The organism is Pseudomonas marginalis (assembly GCF_001645105.1).
GTDB classification, from domain to species: Bacteria; Pseudomonadota; Gammaproteobacteria; order Pseudomonadales; family Pseudomonadaceae; genus Aquipseudomonas; species Aquipseudomonas petroselini.
This window is the reverse complement of record NZ_LKEG01000052.1, coordinates 188,875-204,652: the sequence shown is the minus strand read 5'-3', so window position 1 is coordinate 204,652 and position 15,778 is coordinate 188,875. Positions and strand designations below refer to the sequence as shown.

The window sequence follows — 15,778 nt, the reverse complement described above, 5'->3', positions numbered from 1 at the left end:
CCAGGCAAATGTTCTCTTTATTCATACGGCATCTAACCGGCCTGGATGCAGATTGAAGAAGATAAACGCCAACAGGCAGCACTGCAAAGTGCTGCCTGCGGGCGAAACATGGGCTAATCAGCAAATGCTTATTCGCTGGAAAGCAGGTCCATGGTGTGTTTATCCATCATTTCCAGTGCACGGCCACCGCCACGGGCGACGCAGGTCAGCGGGTCTTCGGCGACAATCACCGGCAAGCCGGTTTCCTGGGCCAGCAGTTTGTCGAGGTCGCGCAGCAAGGCGCCACCACCGGTCAGCACCAGCCCACGCTCGGCGATATCGGAAGCCAGTTCCGGCGGCGATTGCTCCAGGGCGCTCTTCACGGCCTGAACGATAGTGGCCAGGGACTCTTGCAGAGCTTCCAGCACTTCATTGGAGTTCAGGGTGAAGGCACGTGGAACGCCTTCGGCCAGGTTGCGACCGCGAACATCGACTTCGCGCACTTCGCCGCCCGGATAAGCGGTACCGATTTCCTGCTTGATGCGCTCGGCGGTGGATTCGCCGATCAGGCTGCCGTAGTTACGACGCACATAGGTGATGATCGCTTCGTCGAAACGGTCGCCGCCGACGCGTACGGATTCGGCATACACCACACCGTTCAGGGAAATCAGGGCGATTTCAGTGGTACCACCACCGATATCCACCACCATCGAACCGCGGGCTTCTTCTACCGGCAGGCCGGCACCGATCGCAGCAGCCATCGGCTCTTCGATCAGGAACACTTCGCGAGCACCGGCACCAAGGGCCGATTCACGGATGGCACGACGCTCAACCTGGGTGGATTTGCATGGAACGCAGATCAGCACACGAGGGCTGGGCTGCAGGAAACTGTTTTCGTGAACCTTGTTGATGAAGTACTGCAGCATCTTCTCGCAGACACTGAAGTCGGCGATCACGCCGTCTTTCATCGGACGAATGGCAGCAATATTGCCTGGTGTACGGCCGAGCATGCGCTTGGCCTCGGTGCCGACGGCAACGACACTTTTCTGATTACCATGGGTCCGAATGGCCACAACCGATGGCTCATTCAGGACGATACCGCGCTCGCGCACGTAAATAAGGGTGTTGGCAGTGCCCAGGTCAATGGAAAGATCGCTGGAAAACATGCCACGCAGTTTCTTGAACATGGGAAAGGGACCCTAGGCAACGCGTGGGTAAAAAAGTGCGGCAAACTCTAACAACGACAGGGATTTTGGGCAAGGCGCCAATGTGCTAAATTGGCCGACTTTCTGTGCACCAACCCCCACAATCGCGGCCGTAAGACCGTAGAAATGCGGTAGTGTTCCGACAATCTAACACACGGACAGCCTCCGTTCTGTTTTCCACTGGAGATTCCCATGACGCTTGAACGCTCCGATGTGGAAAAAATCGCGCATTTGGCCTCGCTTGGCCTGAATGAAGACGATCTTCCACAGACCACCGCAGCCCTGAACAGTATTCTCGGGCTGGTCGACCAAATGCAGGCCGTGAATACCGACGGCATCGAGCCCCTGGCTCACCCGCTGGAAGCCAGCCAGCGCCTGCGCGCAGACGTCGTGACCGAAAGTAATAATCGCGAGGCCTACCAGTCCATCGCGCCATCGGTCGAAAACGGCCTGTACCTGGTTCCGAAAGTCATCGACTAAAGGGAAAGAGCCTGCAATGCATCACATGACTCTGGCCGAGATCGCCCGCGGTCTCGCCGACAAAAAGTTTTCTTCCGAAGAGCTGACCAAGACCCTGCTGGCGCGTATCGCCGAGCACGATCCGAAGGTCAACAGCTTCATCAGCCTCACCGAAGAGCTGGCCTTGAGCCAGGCCAAGGCTGCCGACGCACGTCGCGCCAACGGTGAACAGGGCGCACTGCTGGGCGCCCCTATCGCCCACAAGGACCTGTTCTGCACCCAGGGCATTCGCACCAGTTGCGGCTCGAAGATGCTCGACAACTTCAAGGCCCCCTACGACGCCACCGTGGTGTCCAAGCTGGCTGCCGCCGGGGCTGTGACCCTGGGCAAGACCAACATGGACGAGTTCGCCATGGGTTCGGCCAACGAGTCGAGCTACTACGGCGCGGTGAAAAACCCGTGGAACCTCGACCACGTGCCCGGTGGTTCGTCCGGTGGTTCGGCCGCCGCCGTTGCCGCGCGTTTCCTGCCGGCTGCCACGGCCACCGACACGGGCGGTTCGATCCGCCAGCCGGCGGCGTTCACCAACCTTACCGGGTTGAAGCCGACCTACGGTCGCGTTTCCCGCTGGGGCATGATCGCCTACGCCTCCAGCCTGGATCAGGGCGGCCCCCTGGCCCGTACTGCTGAAGACTGCGCAATTTTGTTACAAGGTATGGCCGGGTTCGATAAACAGGACTCCACCAGCATCGATGAGCCCGTGCCGGACTACAGCGCCAGCCTGAACACCTCGATCAAGGGCCTGCGCATCGGCGTGCCGAAGGAATACTTCAGCGCCGGTCTCGACCCGCGTATCGCCGAGCTGGTGCACAACAGCGTCAAGACGCTGGAAGGCCTCGGTGCGGTGATCAAGGAAATCAGCCTGCCGAACAACCAGCACGCGATTCCTGCCTACTATGTGATCGCGCCAGCGGAAGCCTCTTCCAACCTGTCGCGTTTCGACGGCGTGCGCTTTGGCTACCGCTGCGAAAACCCGAAAGACCTCACCGACCTGTACAAACGCTCCCGTGGCGAAGGCTTCGGCGCCGAAGTACAACGCCGGATCATGGTCGGGGCCTACGCCCTGTCGGCGGGCTACTACGACGCGTACTACCTCAAGGCGCAGAAAATCCGTCGCCTGATCAAGAACGACTTCATGGCGGCCTTTGAAGAAGTCGACGTGATCCTCGGCCCGACCACGCCGAACCCGGCCTGGAAGATCGGCGCCAAGACAGGCGACCCGATTGCCGAGTACCTGGAAGACCTCTACACCATCACCGCCAACCTCGCGGGCCTGCCGGGCTTGTCCATTCCCGCCGGTTTCGTCGATGGCCTGCCGGTCGGCGTGCAATTGCTCGCCCCATATTTCCAGGAAGGCCGCCTGCTCAATGTGGCGCACCAGTACCAGTTGAACACCGACTGGCACACTCGCACCCCTACCGGCTTCTGAGGAGAACACTATGCAATGGGAAGTTGTGATCGGGCTGGAGATTCATACCCAGCTCGCCACCCAATCGAAGATTTTCTCCGGTAGCGCCACCACGTTCGGCTCCGAGCCCAACACCCAGGCGAGCCTGGTAGACCTGGGCATGCCCGGCGTGCTGCCGGTGCTGAACCAGGAAGCGGTGCGCATGGCGGTGATGTTCGGCCTGGCGATTGACGCCGAGATCGGCCAGCACAACGTGTTCGCGCGCAAGAACTACTTCTACCCGGACCTGCCCAAGGGCTACCAGATCAGCCAGATGGAGTTGCCAATCGTCGGCAAGGGCTACCTGGACATCCCACTGGAAGACGGCACCATCAAGCGCGTCGGCGTAACCCGCGCACATTTGGAAGAAGACGCCGGCAAAAGCCTGCATGAAGAATTCAACGGCGCCACCGGCATCGACCTGAACCGCGCCGGCACACCGCTGCTCGAGATCGTTTCCGAACCGGACATGCGCAGCGCCAAGGAAGCCGTGGCCTACGTCAAGACCATCCACGCGCTGGTGCGTTACCTGGGCATCTGCGACGGCAACATGGCCGAAGGCTCGCTGCGGTGCGACTGCAACGTGTCGGTACGCCCCAAAGGCCAGGCCGAGTACGGCACTCGCTGCGAGATCAAGAACGTCAACTCGTTCCGCTTCATCGAGAAGGCGATCAACACCGAAGTACGTCGCCAGATCGAACTGATCGAGGACGGCGGCAAAGTGATCCAGCAAACCCGCCTGTACGACCCGAACAAAGACGAAACCCGCGCCATGCGCAGCAAAGAGGAAGCCAACGACTACCGTTACTTCCCCGACCCGGACCTGTTGCCGGTGGTGATCGAGGATTCGTTCCTCAATGACATCCGCGCTACCCTGCCGGAACTGCCGCCGCAAAAACGCGAACGCTTCCAGGCGCAGTTCGGCCTGTCGGTCTACGATGCGAGCGTGCTGGCTTCCAGCCGCGAACAAGCCGACTACTTCGAAAAAGTCGTGAGCATCGCCGGTGACGCCAAGCTGGCGGCCAACTGGGTGATGGTCGAGCTGGGCAGCCTGCTGAACAAACAGGGCCTGGAAATCGACGAAGCCCCCGTCACCGCCGAGCAACTGGGCGGCATGCTGCTGCGCATCAAGGACAACACCATCTCCGGCAAAATTGCCAAGACCGTGTTCGAAGCCATGGCCAGCGGTGAAGGCAGTGCCGACGAGATCATCGAGAAGCGTGGCCTCAAGCAAGTCACCGACAGCGGCGCGATTTCGGCCGTGCTGGATGAAATGCTCGCGGCCAATGCCGAGCAGGTCGAGCAATACCGTGCGGCAGACGAAGCCAAGCGCGGCAAGATGTTCGGCTTCTTTGTGGGCCAGGCGATGAAAGCCTCCAAAGGCAAGGCCAACCCGCAACAGGTGAACGAGCTGCTGAAAAGCAAGCTTGAAGGCTGATAGCGATGAAGGGGCCGACTGAGATCTCATGCTCGGCTCGGACCAAGGTGGGAGGGGGCTTGCCCCCCGATTGCAGAGTGTCAGCTGACGAATGCCTGGCTGATACACCGCTATCGGGGGCAAGCCCCCTCCCACATAAGCCCCTTCCACCTTTGATATGGGGATACCTTGAATGAAGCGCCTACTCGGCCTGATGATCCTGTCCTCCCTGCTGGCCGGCTGCGCCAGCGGCGTCATCAACCCCAACGGTTACGACGAAACCGGCACCGCTTCCTATTACGGCGCCAAACACCATGGCAACAAGACTGCCAGCGGTGAACCTTTCAACCAGAACGCCTTGACCGCCGCCCATCGGCGATTGCCCTTCGGCACCCAGGTCAAGGTCACCAACCTCGACAACGACAGATCCGTGGTTGTGCGCATCAACGATCGCGGCCCGCATACCCGTGGGCGCTTGATTGATCTTTCACGCAAGGCCGCCGAGCAGCTGGGTATGATCAGCAGCGGCACCGCACGCGTGCGCGTACAAGCCTTGAGCAACTGACGATGGAGGCCCGGCCATTTTCAGACTAACCGCCCTCTCCCCCTGGAGCCTTCTGGAATTGGTCAGCGGCCTCCTGCTGCTGATCGTCGGCGCCGAAATCCTGGTGCGGGCCGCCGTACGCCTGGCCGCGAGCCTCAAGGTGCGGCCGTTGATCATTGGCCTGACCATCGTCGCCTTCGGCAGCAGCGCGCCACAGATGACCGTGAGCCTGCAGGCCACCCTGGCCGGCAATACGGATATCGCCGTGGGCAGCGTGATCGGCAGCAGCATCTTCAACATCCTTGTAACCCTGGGCCTGTCGGCGCTGATCATTCCGCTGCGGGTCTCCCGGCAACTGGTACGCCTGGATATCCCGGTGATGATCCTGGCCGGCCTGCTGGTGTTTACCCTGGCAGCCAATGAAGAGCTCACACCCATCGACGGCCTGCTGTTGCTCGTGGCCCTGATCGCCTACCTCGGCGTGCTGCATTACCAGACGCGCCACTCCCGCCGCCCGCGCACGCTGGACACCGTGGCCAGGGCGCCATGGCTGAGCAGCGTGCTGTTGATGCTCGGCGGGCTGCTGATTCTGGTGCTGGCCGGGCATCTGTTGCTCGGCGCTGCCGTGGACGTGGCGAGCGACCTGGGCCTGTCGGAACGCATCATCGGCCTGACGCTGATCGGTGTCGGCACCTCGCTGCCGTGCCTGGCCACCTCGCTGATTGCCGCCCTGCGCGGCGAGCGGGAAATTGCCGTGGGCAACGTGATCGGCAGCAACCTGTTCAACCTGCTCGGCGTATTGGGGCTGACCGCCTTGCTCGCGCCCTCGCCGCTGTCGGTTTCGCCGAATGCCTTGGACTTTGACCTGCCGGTGATGCTCGGCGTGGTGGTGCTGTGCCTGCCGGTGTTCTACACCGGTTACCGCGTGACCCGTGCCGAAGGCCTGGTGCTGCTGGGCCTGTACCTGGCGTACGGGCTGCATGTAATGACGTTCACCACCGGCATGCCCCTGGCCAACAAGCTTGAACAACTGATGCTGTATTACGTCTTGCCGGTGCTGGTGGCGTTTCTGTTGTTCAGCACGCTGCGAGCCTGGCGCCGCCAACACAAGAGGGAATCGCAATGACCGATCAAAAAAAGCCTGGGGTTGAAATGCGTCGCCAGGTCATGGGGGATGTATTCGTCGACCGTGCCTTGGGCAATGCCACCGAGTTCACCCAGCCGCTGCAGGACTTCGTCAACGAGCACGCCTGGGGCAGTGTGTGGAACCGCGAGGGGTTGTCGCTGAAAACCCGCAGCCTGATCACCCTCGCCGCCCTGACCGCGCTGAAGTGCCCGCAAGAGCTCAAGGGCCATGTGCGCGGCGCGCTGAACAATGGTTGCAGCGTGGAAGAGATCCGCGAAGCGCTGCTGCATTGCGCGGTGTACGCCGGAGTGCCGGCGGCGATTGATGCGTTTCGTGCGGCGCAGGAAGTGATCGAGGCGTATCAGGCAGATCAGCAGTGACGGTCAGATAGCTATCGGGGGCAAGCCCCTCTCACAATGAAGGTGTTCACCCATCCAAATGTGGGAGGGGGCTTGCCCCCGATTGGCCCTCACAGGCACCCGAGCGTTCAGATCCAACCACCCGCCTGCAACACAAAGATCCCGATATTCGTGGTCACTGCCGCCATCAGGGTGGTGATCACAATAATCGCCGCCGCCAGCTCATGATTGCCCTCGGCCGCCCTGGCCATGACAAAGCTCGCAGCGGCCGTCGGCGCGCCGAAATACAGGAACAGAATCCCCAACTCCGGCCCTCGGAACCCCAGCAGCCAGGCGCCCAGGGTGGCGACCACCGGGAGCCAGACCATTTTCATCAGGCTCGCGCTCAGGGCCATGTTGCCGCTCTTGCGCAATGCGGCCAACGACAAGGTGCCACCAATGCAGATCAGCGCCAGCGGCAACGTGGTGTCTGCCAGGTACCCCAAGGATTTTTCCAGCCAACCCGGCAAGCCGATCTGAAAATAGGCGAACGGGGCGGCGACAATCACGCTGATGATCAGCGGGTTGGCCACCACACTTTTGAAGATGCTCCACGGGTCGGACTTGATGACTGGGCTGTAGACCGCCAGCACGATGGTCGACAACGTGTTGTAGAACAGGATCACCAGTGCGGCGAGGATCGCGCCGAGAGAGATACCGTAGTCGCCGTACATACTGGCCGCGAGTGCCAGGCCGATCACGCCGTTATTGCCGCGAAACGCGCCCTGGGTATAGATGCCACGGTCTTCACGCTTGCAACGGAAAATCGCCCAGCCCCAGGCCAAGGCAAAGCTGAGCAGCGTGGCGACGGCAAAGTAGATCAGCAAACCCGGTTTGAGCGCCGAATGCAGGTCGGCATGCAGGATGCCGAGGAACAACAACGCCGGCATGGTGACATTGAACACCAGGGACGAGGCGGTGTGGATAAAGTTGTCGTTGATCCAGTTGAGGCGCTTGAGCAACACACCGAGAAACAGCATGGCAAACACCGGCGCGGTGATGGTGAGCGTCGCAAGGAAAATGGCGAGCATGCTGTATCAGCCTTAAGTCCTGTTATCAGGGGTTGCGATTATAAAGCAGTCGCGCTGGTTGCTCGCACTTCATTTCGACACATCAATACAAACTAAAAAAACTTGAACTCGGAACTGTGCCTATTTCGTATGAAATAACCACGGGATCTCACCCATCACGTATTCCTCGCACACAACGCTACACAGACTCCTACGCATAAATGGGACTCCACACCTCTTCTTCATAATTGCCGCCCCTGAAAATCCCTCTGTAACGAAATCACAACTCAGCAGCAAACCACCATTATTTCGAGGCGCGAGAGGGGCTCATGCGTAAATCCTTCAACCATTTACACAATGTGTATATCAGAAGTTGGGATGATCAGGACGTTGAGGGTTATACCGAACTCCTCAGCGACCCCGAGGCAATGAAGTTCATTTCGGCCGGCAGCACGCGAGACAGGGCCGCTGCCATAAACGAAATATCAACGTTCAAAAAAGAAATTGCCGAGCAGAACTGGTCGCGCTGGGCTGTAAGCATTGGCCTGGACGGCCCCTTTATTGGTTATGCCGGATTCTCGAAAAAAGAGCATGGCATTAACTTTGGCAATCGTTTCCTCAAAAAATACTGGGGCACACCCTATCCCTTTATTGCCATCCACCTGGCACTTGAGTACGGTTTTTTGCACGTGGGTTTTGACCGCATTTACACACTGACCAACGTCAACCATCACCGTGCGCTGGAAATGAACAAAGCATTCTTGCACATGCCGGAGCTCACAGGAGAGGTGATGGAAACCGCCTTCGGCCCTCACACAAAGATCGACCTTACGTGTGAGCGCTTCAAAGAAATAAGCCCTGCCAACCTGGAGCGAATCAATCGGTTCTCACGCCGAATGAAAACTGCCGAGCAGAAAAAGCTGGCTTGAAAAAAACACTGCTGAGTAAGCCACCATGAACAACAAAGTGCCGCCACTCGACCCCCTTCACTCTATAGCAGGCCTGTGCACCCGGAAAACCTGGGCGTTCCCCAGCGTTCTACGGCAACTTTACCTGCCCTTCGGTTGTGTGCTGGCGTGTGTGCGCCTGGTCTCGATGATCGCAGTGAGCCTGATCGCCTGGCCGCTTCCAGTAGGCGCCAAGCGAATCCTGTATCGAGGCCTTCTCTGGATACTGGGCATTCGCATCAAGTGCGCCCTGTCACCGCGACAAATCTCAACGCTCACCAGCGGTTGTGTGGTGGCCGCCAACCACGTCAGCGTGATTGATCCGTTTGCAATCCTGGCGATGCCTGGAGCAACGCTGGTGGCGTCCAGCGGCTACAACCGGGTTGTCGCCCTCACGGCTTTGCTGCTGATCAAATGCTCGGGTGGGCACTTCTGGAACGGTGCCGATAAGAAGACCTTCTCCCGCAATCTGCAAAAGATGCGAACCAACCCCCAAGGGACCGCTCTCTACACCACCCCCGAAGCGACCATTAACAATGGCCACGGCTTGTATCGCTTTCGGGCTGGGCTGTTGAGCCGCCAGTTACCCGTCGTGCCACTGGCCGGGCGCCTGACTCTCCCGTTCGGCCTGGTCGCAAGCCCGCTTCATGCCTCCGCCCTGGCGAGTTTCCTACGCTTGCTGATGATGCCCTGGATGGTCTGCGAAATGACCTATCTGGAACGCCTGGAACGCGAGGAGCATCAGAGCGGGCAAGCGTTTGCCGACCAGATACAAGCACGCATCGCCCAGCACTTGGGAATTGCCGCGACCCACTGGACCCGAGAGGATAAGCACCGCTATCGCCAGATAGATGCGCAGGCACGCCGATGAAAGCGCCCCCTGCAACGCATGTCATTTTCGACTTCGACCAGACCTTGGTGAACCACGAAAGCACGCTTGAGATCGTCAAATCGGCAATTGCCGACAGCCCGAACGCTCAGGTAACGCTGGAACAACTCAACTTGATTGTGCCCAAAGCCTTGTCAGGCCAAGCCAATATCCGGGAGTTGCTGTACTTGATGAAGACCCTGGCGTGCGTGCGCAAGCATCACGTTCATCGTTATACCCAAGCGATCATTGGCAACCTCGACCCAGCGCTTGTGCAAACGCTGCACAACCTGCAGCAAGAAGGTACACAAGTGCATATCCTTTCCGGCGGATACACAGAGTGGATTGCCCCCATTGCTCACTCACTGAATATCAACGCACAGGACGTTAAAGCCAACCGTCTTTTCTGGGCCGGATCACGCGCCGTGTGCCCGCGACCGTCGCCACTGATAAACCCCAGCAGGGGCAAGAGCAAGATTGTTCGGCAATGGCGCAAGAACGGCCGGCTCCAGGGAAGCGTCCTGATGGTCGGAGACGCTGGCTCCGACCATCAGGTGTATGCCGATGGCTGGGTTGACGGCTTTGTCTGCGCCGACTACTACACGACGCAGCCTATGCCCGAGATGTCCGGGCATATCCTCCGGGCTGACAGCCCGAAACAGGTTTACCCCCATCTCCAGGCCTTGATGAGGGCACTGCCTTGATTCCAGCAAGAAGACCTAGGTGATCGGCGCCGGGTTGAACAACGTAATGTCGTTATGCAACTTGTGATGCTCCGCCCACGTTTGCTTCTTGCCGCTGGCCACATCCAGGTAGAAGTGGAACAACTCCCAGCCCAACTCTTCGATGGTCGCGCGCCCGGTGGCAATGCGCCCGGCGTCGATATCGATGAGGTCCGGCCAGCGCTGCGCCAACTCCGTACGGGTCGAGACCTTCACTACCGGCGCCATGGCCAACCCATAAGGCGTGCCACGCCCAGTGGTGAACACGTGCAGGTTCATCCCCGCCGCCAGTTGCAAGGTGCCGCACACAAAGTCGCTGGCCGGCGTGGCGCAAAAGATCAGGCCCTTGCCCTTGAACCGCTCGCCCGGACCCAGCACGCCGTTGATCGCGCTGCTGCCGGATTTGACGATGGAGCCCAGGGACTTCTCGACAATATTCGACAACCCGCCTTTCTTGTTGCCTGGCGTGGTGTTGGCGCTGCGATCCGCCTCGCCCTTGGCCAGGTAACGGTCGTACCAGTCCATTTCCCGTACCAGCTCCTCGGCAACTTCCTTCGTCTCTGCACGCGAAGTCAGCAGGTAAATGGCATCGCGGACTTCAGTCACTTCGGAGAACATCACCGTCGCCCCGGCCCGTAGCAGCAAATCCGAGGCATAACCCAGCGCCGGGTTGGCGGTGATGCCGGAAAACGCATCACTGCCGCCGCACTGCATGCCCAGGATCAGCTCCGACGCCGGCACGGTTTCCCGGCGGCGCTGGTCGAGCTTCTTCAAGCGCACCTCGGCCAGCGCCATGATCTGCTCGATCATTTCGGTAAACCCGTGGCTGGAATCCTGCAACCGGTACAACCACGGCTCGCTCAGGTCGACGGAGCTGTCGTTGTCGTGCATCACCTGCCCGGCCTGCAATTTCTCGCAGCCCAGGCTGATCACCAAGGCTTCGCCGCCCAGGTTCGGGTTGCGCGCCAGGTTACGCACGGTACGGATCGGGATGTAGGCATCCGTCGCCGTAATCGCCACCCCACAGCCGTAGCTGTGGGTCAGCGCCACCACGTCATCGACGTGGGGGTATTTGGGCAGCAATTCGTCCTTGATGCGCTTGACCGCGTGGTCCAGCACACCGGTAACGCATTGCACCGTGGTGGTGATGCCGAGGATATTGCGCGTGCCCACGGTGCCGTCGGCATTGCGGTAACCCTCGAACGTAAACCCTTCCAGCGGCGCCTGGGTTTCAGGCACCTCGGTGGACAGCGGCAAGCTGTCCAGCGGTGGCGCGGTCGGCATGCGCAGTTGATCTTCCTGGACCCAACTGCCGCGCGGAATCGGCGCCAAGGCGTAACCAATGGTCTGGCCGTAGCGAATAATCTGACCGCCTTCGGGGATATCTTCCAGGGTCACCTTATGGCTCTGGGGGATGAAATCCACGGTCACCAGGCCGTCCGGGAACTCCGTCCCGGCCGGTACGCCCTGGTCATTGACCACGATCACCACGTTGTCGCGCTCGTGCAAACGAATCGAGCGCGGCGAGTCGGCATGTTCAATCAACTGCATCACACGGCCCCTCAGGAATGCGCTTCGGTTAGGTTGTTCAACTCAGGGCCCTTGGCTGGCGGCTCTTTGAGTACTACACGCTTGATCGGGCCAACGATGACCAGATAGCTGAACACTGCCACCAGCGCGTTGGCGCCGACGAACACCAGGGCCCATTTGAACGAACCGGTGGTGCTGATGATGTAGCCGATGACAATCGGCGTAGTGATCGAGGCCAGGTTACCGAAGGTGTTGAACAAGCCGCCACTGAGACCGGCGATTTGTTTCGGCGACGTGTCAGACACCACCGCCCAGCCCAGTGCGCCAACGCCTTTGCCGAAGAAAGCCAAGGCCATGAAGCCCACGACCATCCATTCAACATCGACATAGTTACACGCAATGATGCTGCTGGAGACCAGCAAGCCGGCGATGATCGGCGCCTTGCGGGCGAACGTCAGCGAATGGCCCTTGCGCAGCAGGTAGTCGGAAATCACCCCACCCAGCACGCCGCCGATGAAGCCGCAGATCGCCGGCAACGAGGCGATGAAACCGGCCTTGAGGATGGTCATACCACGGTCCTGCACCAGGTACACCGGGAACCAGGTCAGGAAGAAGTAGGTGATGCCATTGATGCAATACTGGCCCAGGTACACGCCGAGCATCATGCGGTTGGTCAGTAACTGGCGGATGTAATCCCACTTAGGACCGTCGGTTTTCTTACCCTTGCCCTTATCCTGGTCCATATCGACCATCGCGCCATTGGCGGCGATGTGGTTGAGCTCGGCTTCGTTGATCATTGGGTGCTGGCGTGGGCTGTGGATCACTTTCAGCCAGATCAGCGAGAACACGATGCCGATCACGCCCATCACGATAAACACGTGCTGCCAGCCGAAGCGGTAGACGATCCATCCCATCAGCGGTGCAAACAGCACCGTGGCGAAGTACTGCGCCGAGTTGAAGATAGCCGATGCCGTACCGCGCTCGGCCGTCGGGAACCAGGCGGCCACAATGCGTGCGTTACCCGGGAAGGATGGCGCTTCAGCCAGACCCACCATGAAACGCAGCATAAACAGCGCGACAACCGCAGTGGAGACACCGAACTCACCGACATAGCCTTGCAGCACGGTGAACAGCGACCAGGTGAAAATGCTCAGGGCATAGACTTTTTTCGAACCGAAGCGGTCGAGCAGCCAGCCGCCGGGGATTTGCCCGGCCACGTAGGCCCAACCGAATGCGGAGAAGATATAACCGAGGGTGACCGCGTCGATGCCGAGGTCTTTTTGCAGGCTGGAGCCCGCGATGGCGATGGTGGCCCGGTCGGCGTAGTTGATCGTGGTCACCAGGAACAGCATGAGCAGGATCAAATAGCGGACGTGGGTCGGCTTGGTCGCTTGCATCTAGAAGTACTCCCACTAATTATTTTTTTTGCGGGTAATTGTTGTGTGTATTGCTACTGAGGACCGCTTTATGTGGGAGCTGGCTTGCCTGCGATGCAGACAAGCCAGCTCCCACATAAGCGGGTTCCACAGGTGTTGCGTGTTACGAACCGATGTAGCTGGTTTTCACCACGGTGTAGAACTCTTGCGCATAGCGACCTTGCTCACGCGAACCATAGGATGAACCCTTACGGCCACCGAACGGAACGTGATAGTCCACACCGGCGGTTGGCAGGTTGACCATTACCATCCCGGCCTGGGAGTGGCGCTTGAAGTGGTTGGCGTACTTCAGCGACGTCGTGGCAATGCCCGCCGACAAACCGAACTCGGTGTCATTGGCCATGGCCAGCGCCGCCTCGTAGTCCGCGACGCGCACTACGTTGGCCACTGGGCCGAAGATCTCTTCACGGCTGATGCGCATGGCGGCTTCGCTGTCGGCAAACAGCGTCGGCGCCAGGTAATAACCTTCGGTATCGCAGGTCACCAGGCCACCACCGCTGACCAGCCGCGCACCTTCGCTTTGGCCGATGTCGATGTACTTGAGGTCCTGGTCCAACTGGGCCTGGGAAACCACCGGGCCAATGTCGGTGCCGCTTTTGAGGGCGTGGCCGACCTTGATCGACTTCATGCGCTCAGCCATGGCCGCGACGAACTGGTCGTGGATACCGGCGGTGACGATCAGGCGACTGGACGCCGTGCAACGCTGGCCGGTGGAGTAGAACGCGCTCTGTACGGACAGCTCGACGGCCTGCTTGAGGTCGGCGTCGTCCAGAATGATCTGCGGGTTCTTGCCGCCCATTTCCAACTGCACTTTGGCCTGGCGCGACACGCAGCTGACGGCGATCTGGCGACCGACACCCACCGAACCGGTGAAGCTGATGCCATCGACTTTCGGGCTGTTGACCAGCACATCACCGACCACACGGCCGCTGCCCATTACCAGGTTGAATACACCGGCGGGGAAACCGGCACGGGAAATGATCTCTGCCAGGGCCCAGGCGCAGCCCGGTACCAGCTCGGCGGGCTTGATCACCACGCAGTTACCGTAGGCCAAGGCCGGGGCGATTTTCCACGCAGGGATGGCGATCGGGAAGTTCCACGGCGTGATCAAACCGACCACACCCAGGGCTTCGCGGGTGACTTCGACATTGACGCCCGGGCGAACCGATGGCACGTAGTCACCGGACAGGCGCAGGCACTCACCGGCGAAGAACTTGAAGATGTTACCGGCGCGGGTCACTTCGCCAATGGCTTCGGGCAGGGTCTTGCCCTCTTCACGGGCCAGCAGGGTGCCGAGCTCTTCCCGGCGAGCGAGGATTTCGCTGCCGACTTTATCCAAGGCATCGTGGCGAGCCTGGATCCCGGAAGTGGACCAAGCCGGGAACGCGGCGCGGGCAGCATCAATGGCGGTGTTGACTTGAGCAACGTCAGCCTTGGCGTATTCGCCAATGACATCGGACAACTCCGACGGGTTGAGGTTGACGCAATAGTCAGCGCCGGCCACCCACTGGCCATTGATGTAGTTATCAAAACGTTGAGCTTGAGACACGAATCTTCTCCTGACGCAAAAGGCCGCTGATTGCTCAGCGGCCTTGTGGATAATTTATTGCGGACCTTGCTTGTCGATCAGCGCGGCCAGGGCTTCGTATTCTTCCGGCAGCAGATCGGTCAGCGGGGTGCGCACCGGGCCTGCGTCATAGCCGGCGATTTTCGCGCCTGCCTTGACGATGCTCACGGCGTAACCGGCCTTGCGGTTGCGGATGTCCAGGTACGGCAGGAAGAAGTCGTCGATGATCTTGCCGACGGTGGCGTGATCGTCGCGGGCAATGGCGTGGTAGAAGTCCATCGCGGTTTTCGGGATGAAGTTGAACACCGCCGAGGAGTACACCGGCACGCCCAGTGCCTTGTAGGCAGCGGCGTAAACCTCTGCAGTCGGCAAGCCACCGAGGTAGCTGAAACGGTCGCCCAGGCGACGGCGGATCGACACCATCAACTCGATGTCACCCAGGCCGTCTTTGTAGCCGATCAGGTTCGGGCAGCGCTCGGCCAGGCGTTCCAGCAGGGGCGCAGTCAAGCGGCAAACGTTGCGGTTATAGACCACGACACCGATCTTGACCGACTTGCACACGGCTTCAACGTGGGCGGCAACACCGTCCTGGCTGGCTTCGGTGAGGTAATGCGGCAGCAGCAGCAAACCTTTGGCACCCAGGCGCTCGGCCTCTTGGGCGTACTCGATGGCCTGGCGGGTTGCACCGCCGACACCGGCAAGAATCGGCACGCTGGTGGCGCAGGTATCAACGGCGGTTTTCACCACTTGGGAATATTCGCTGGCAGCGAGGGAGAAAAACTCACCGGTACCGCCGGCAGCGAACAGGGCGGTAGCGCCGTAAGGGGCCAGCCATTCCAGGCGCTTGATGTAGCCCGCCTGGTGGAAGTCACCCTGGGCATTGAAATCGGTCACCGGGAAAGACAGCAGACCGTGGGAGAGGATGGACTTCAGTTCTTGTGGATTCATTATTCGAACACCCTGGGCGAAGACTTTCTATTGAAAGGTTGTTGTTGGTTTTGGTGATGTCGTACGTCATCGTACAACTATAAATAATTTCGTCAACAGCAATTCATCGACCGTT

At 60.0% G+C, this 15,778-nt stretch carries 15 protein-coding genes; 9 read left to right on the top strand and 6 right to left on the bottom strand.

Annotation, left to right across the window (positions count from 1 at the left end):
* Positions 1 to 128: 128 nt before the first annotated feature.
* Entirely contained in the window at positions 129 to 1,166 is a 1,038-nt protein-coding gene (mreB, locus tag AO064_RS23050) for a rod shape-determining protein MreB (RefSeq protein ID WP_002555108.1), read from the bottom strand.
* A 210-nt stretch (positions 1,167 to 1,376) separates the two neighbouring features.
* On the opposite strand from mreB, the gene gatC reads away from it, so the two are divergent.
* From gatC to AO064_RS23020, 6 genes are all read left to right on the top strand, one after another.
* The gene (gatC, locus tag AO064_RS23045; RefSeq protein WP_064054761.1) at positions 1,377 to 1,664 is read left to right on the top strand and encodes an Asp-tRNA(Asn)/Glu-tRNA(Gln) amidotransferase subunit GatC; all 288 of its coding nucleotides are present in this window, start codon (positions 1,377 to 1,379) and stop codon (positions 1,662 to 1,664) included.
* A 16-nt stretch (positions 1,665 to 1,680) separates the two neighbouring features.
* Positions 1,681 to 3,132, top strand: a complete 1,452-nt coding sequence (gene gatA / locus AO064_RS23040) for an Asp-tRNA(Asn)/Glu-tRNA(Gln) amidotransferase subunit GatA (RefSeq protein WP_064054760.1) — start codon at positions 1,681 to 1,683, stop codon at positions 3,130 to 3,132.
* Positions 3,133 to 3,142: 10 nt separating this feature from the next.
* A complete protein-coding gene (gatB, locus tag AO064_RS23035) occupies positions 3,143 to 4,588 on the top strand; it encodes an Asp-tRNA(Asn)/Glu-tRNA(Gln) amidotransferase subunit GatB (RefSeq protein ID WP_046034322.1) in 1,446 nt (481 codons plus the stop codon).
* 172 nt (positions 4,589 to 4,760) lie between these two features.
* Positions 4,761 to 5,132 carry a septal ring lytic transglycosylase RlpA family protein gene (locus AO064_RS23030; RefSeq protein ID WP_012722220.1) on the top strand — a complete coding sequence of 124 codons (372 nt, stop codon included), beginning with the start codon at positions 4,761 to 4,763 and terminating at the stop codon, positions 5,130 to 5,132.
* A 58-nt stretch (positions 5,133 to 5,190) separates the two neighbouring features.
* On the top strand, positions 5,191 to 6,237 hold the full coding sequence (locus AO064_RS23025) for a calcium/sodium antiporter (protein ID WP_064054759.1): 1,047 nt from the start codon (positions 5,191 to 5,193) through the stop codon (positions 6,235 to 6,237).
* Positions 6,234 to 6,617 carry a carboxymuconolactone decarboxylase family protein gene (locus AO064_RS23020; RefSeq protein ID WP_012722218.1) on the top strand — a complete coding sequence of 128 codons (384 nt, stop codon included), beginning with the start codon at positions 6,234 to 6,236 and terminating at the stop codon, positions 6,615 to 6,617. The genes AO064_RS23025 and AO064_RS23020 overlap by 4 nt, the downstream gene beginning before the upstream one ends.
* A 107-nt stretch (positions 6,618 to 6,724) precedes the next feature.
* On the opposite strand, the gene AO064_RS23015 is transcribed toward AO064_RS23020, so the two are convergent.
* Entirely contained in the window at positions 6,725 to 7,666 is a 942-nt protein-coding gene (locus tag AO064_RS23015) for an AEC family transporter (RefSeq protein WP_012722217.1), read from the bottom strand.
* Between the two features lie 308 nt (positions 7,667 to 7,974).
* Here AO064_RS23015 and AO064_RS23010 point away from each other — a divergent pair, with 308 nt between their 5' ends.
* From AO064_RS23010 to AO064_RS23000, 3 genes are read left to right on the top strand one after another with little or no spacing between them, the layout of a single operon-like run.
* Positions 7,975 to 8,574 carry a GNAT family N-acetyltransferase gene (locus AO064_RS23010; protein WP_012722216.1) on the top strand — a complete coding sequence of 200 codons (600 nt, stop codon included), beginning with the start codon at positions 7,975 to 7,977 and terminating at the stop codon, positions 8,572 to 8,574.
* 25 nt (positions 8,575 to 8,599) lie between these two features.
* Positions 8,600 to 9,463, top strand: a complete 864-nt coding sequence (locus tag AO064_RS23005; protein WP_064054758.1) for a 1-acyl-sn-glycerol-3-phosphate acyltransferase — start codon at positions 8,600 to 8,602, stop codon at positions 9,461 to 9,463.
* Entirely contained in the window at positions 9,460 to 10,164 is a 705-nt protein-coding gene (locus AO064_RS23000) for an HAD-IB family phosphatase (protein WP_064054757.1), read from the top strand. The genes AO064_RS23005 and AO064_RS23000 overlap by 4 nt, the downstream gene beginning before the upstream one ends.
* Before the next feature lie 15 nt (positions 10,165 to 10,179).
* On the opposite strand, the gene garD is transcribed toward AO064_RS23000, so the two are convergent.
* The 4 genes from garD to kdgD all read right to left on the bottom strand — a co-directional run bounded on the left by garD (position 10,180) and on the right by kdgD (position 15,663).
* Positions 10,180 to 11,733 carry a galactarate dehydratase gene (gene garD / locus AO064_RS22995; RefSeq protein ID WP_043204782.1) on the bottom strand — a complete coding sequence of 518 codons (1,554 nt, stop codon included), beginning with the start codon at positions 11,731 to 11,733 and terminating at the stop codon, positions 10,180 to 10,182.
* 11 nt (positions 11,734 to 11,744) lie between these two features.
* On the bottom strand, positions 11,745 to 13,109 hold the full coding sequence (locus AO064_RS22990) for an MFS transporter (protein ID WP_012722212.1): 1,365 nt from the start codon (positions 13,107 to 13,109) through the stop codon (positions 11,745 to 11,747).
* Positions 13,110 to 13,251: 142 nt separating this feature from the next.
* Entirely contained in the window at positions 13,252 to 14,697 is a 1,446-nt protein-coding gene (locus AO064_RS22985) for an aldehyde dehydrogenase family protein (protein WP_012722211.1), read from the bottom strand.
* A 54-nt stretch (positions 14,698 to 14,751) separates the two neighbouring features.
* Positions 14,752 to 15,663: a 5-dehydro-4-deoxyglucarate dehydratase gene (kdgD, locus tag AO064_RS22980; protein WP_012722210.1), complete on the bottom strand. Its 912-nt coding sequence runs from the start codon at positions 15,661 to 15,663 to the stop codon at positions 14,752 to 14,754.
* Positions 15,664 to 15,778 lie beyond the last annotated feature (115 nt).

What these genes read in the sequence shown, in the direction of transcription:
- mreB (WP_002555108.1), bottom strand. Translation starts at nt 1,166, where the DNA reads ATGTTCAAGAAACTGCGTGGCATGTTTTCCAGCGATCTTTCCATTGAC.
- gatC (WP_064054761.1), top strand. Translation starts at nt 1,377, where the DNA reads ATGACGCTTGAACGCTCCGATGTGGAAAAAATCGCGCATTTGGCCTCG.
- gatA (WP_064054760.1), top strand. Translation starts at nt 1,681, where the DNA reads ATGCATCACATGACTCTGGCCGAGATCGCCCGCGGTCTCGCCGACAAA.
- gatB (WP_046034322.1), top strand. Translation starts at nt 3,143, where the DNA reads ATGCAATGGGAAGTTGTGATCGGGCTGGAGATTCATACCCAGCTCGCC.
- AO064_RS23030 (WP_012722220.1), top strand. Translation starts at nt 4,761, where the DNA reads ATGAAGCGCCTACTCGGCCTGATGATCCTGTCCTCCCTGCTGGCCGGC.
- AO064_RS23020 (WP_012722218.1), top strand. Translation starts at nt 6,234, where the DNA reads ATGACCGATCAAAAAAAGCCTGGGGTTGAAATGCGTCGCCAGGTCATG.
- AO064_RS23015 (WP_012722217.1), bottom strand. Translation starts at nt 7,666, where the DNA reads ATGCTCGCCATTTTCCTTGCGACGCTCACCATCACCGCGCCGGTGTTT.
- AO064_RS23010 (WP_012722216.1), top strand. Translation starts at nt 7,975, where the DNA reads ATGCGTAAATCCTTCAACCATTTACACAATGTGTATATCAGAAGTTGG.
- AO064_RS23005 (WP_064054758.1), top strand. Translation starts at nt 8,600, where the DNA reads ATGAACAACAAAGTGCCGCCACTCGACCCCCTTCACTCTATAGCAGGC.
- AO064_RS23000 (WP_064054757.1), top strand. Translation starts at nt 9,460, where the DNA reads ATGAAAGCGCCCCCTGCAACGCATGTCATTTTCGACTTCGACCAGACC.
- garD (WP_043204782.1), bottom strand. Translation starts at nt 11,733, where the DNA reads ATGCAGTTGATTGAACATGCCGACTCGCCGCGCTCGATTCGTTTGCAC.
- AO064_RS22990 (WP_012722212.1), bottom strand. Translation starts at nt 13,109, where the DNA reads ATGCAAGCGACCAAGCCGACCCACGTCCGCTATTTGATCCTGCTCATG.
- kdgD (WP_012722210.1), bottom strand. Translation starts at nt 15,663, where the DNA reads ATGAATCCACAAGAACTGAAGTCCATCCTCTCCCACGGTCTGCTGTCT.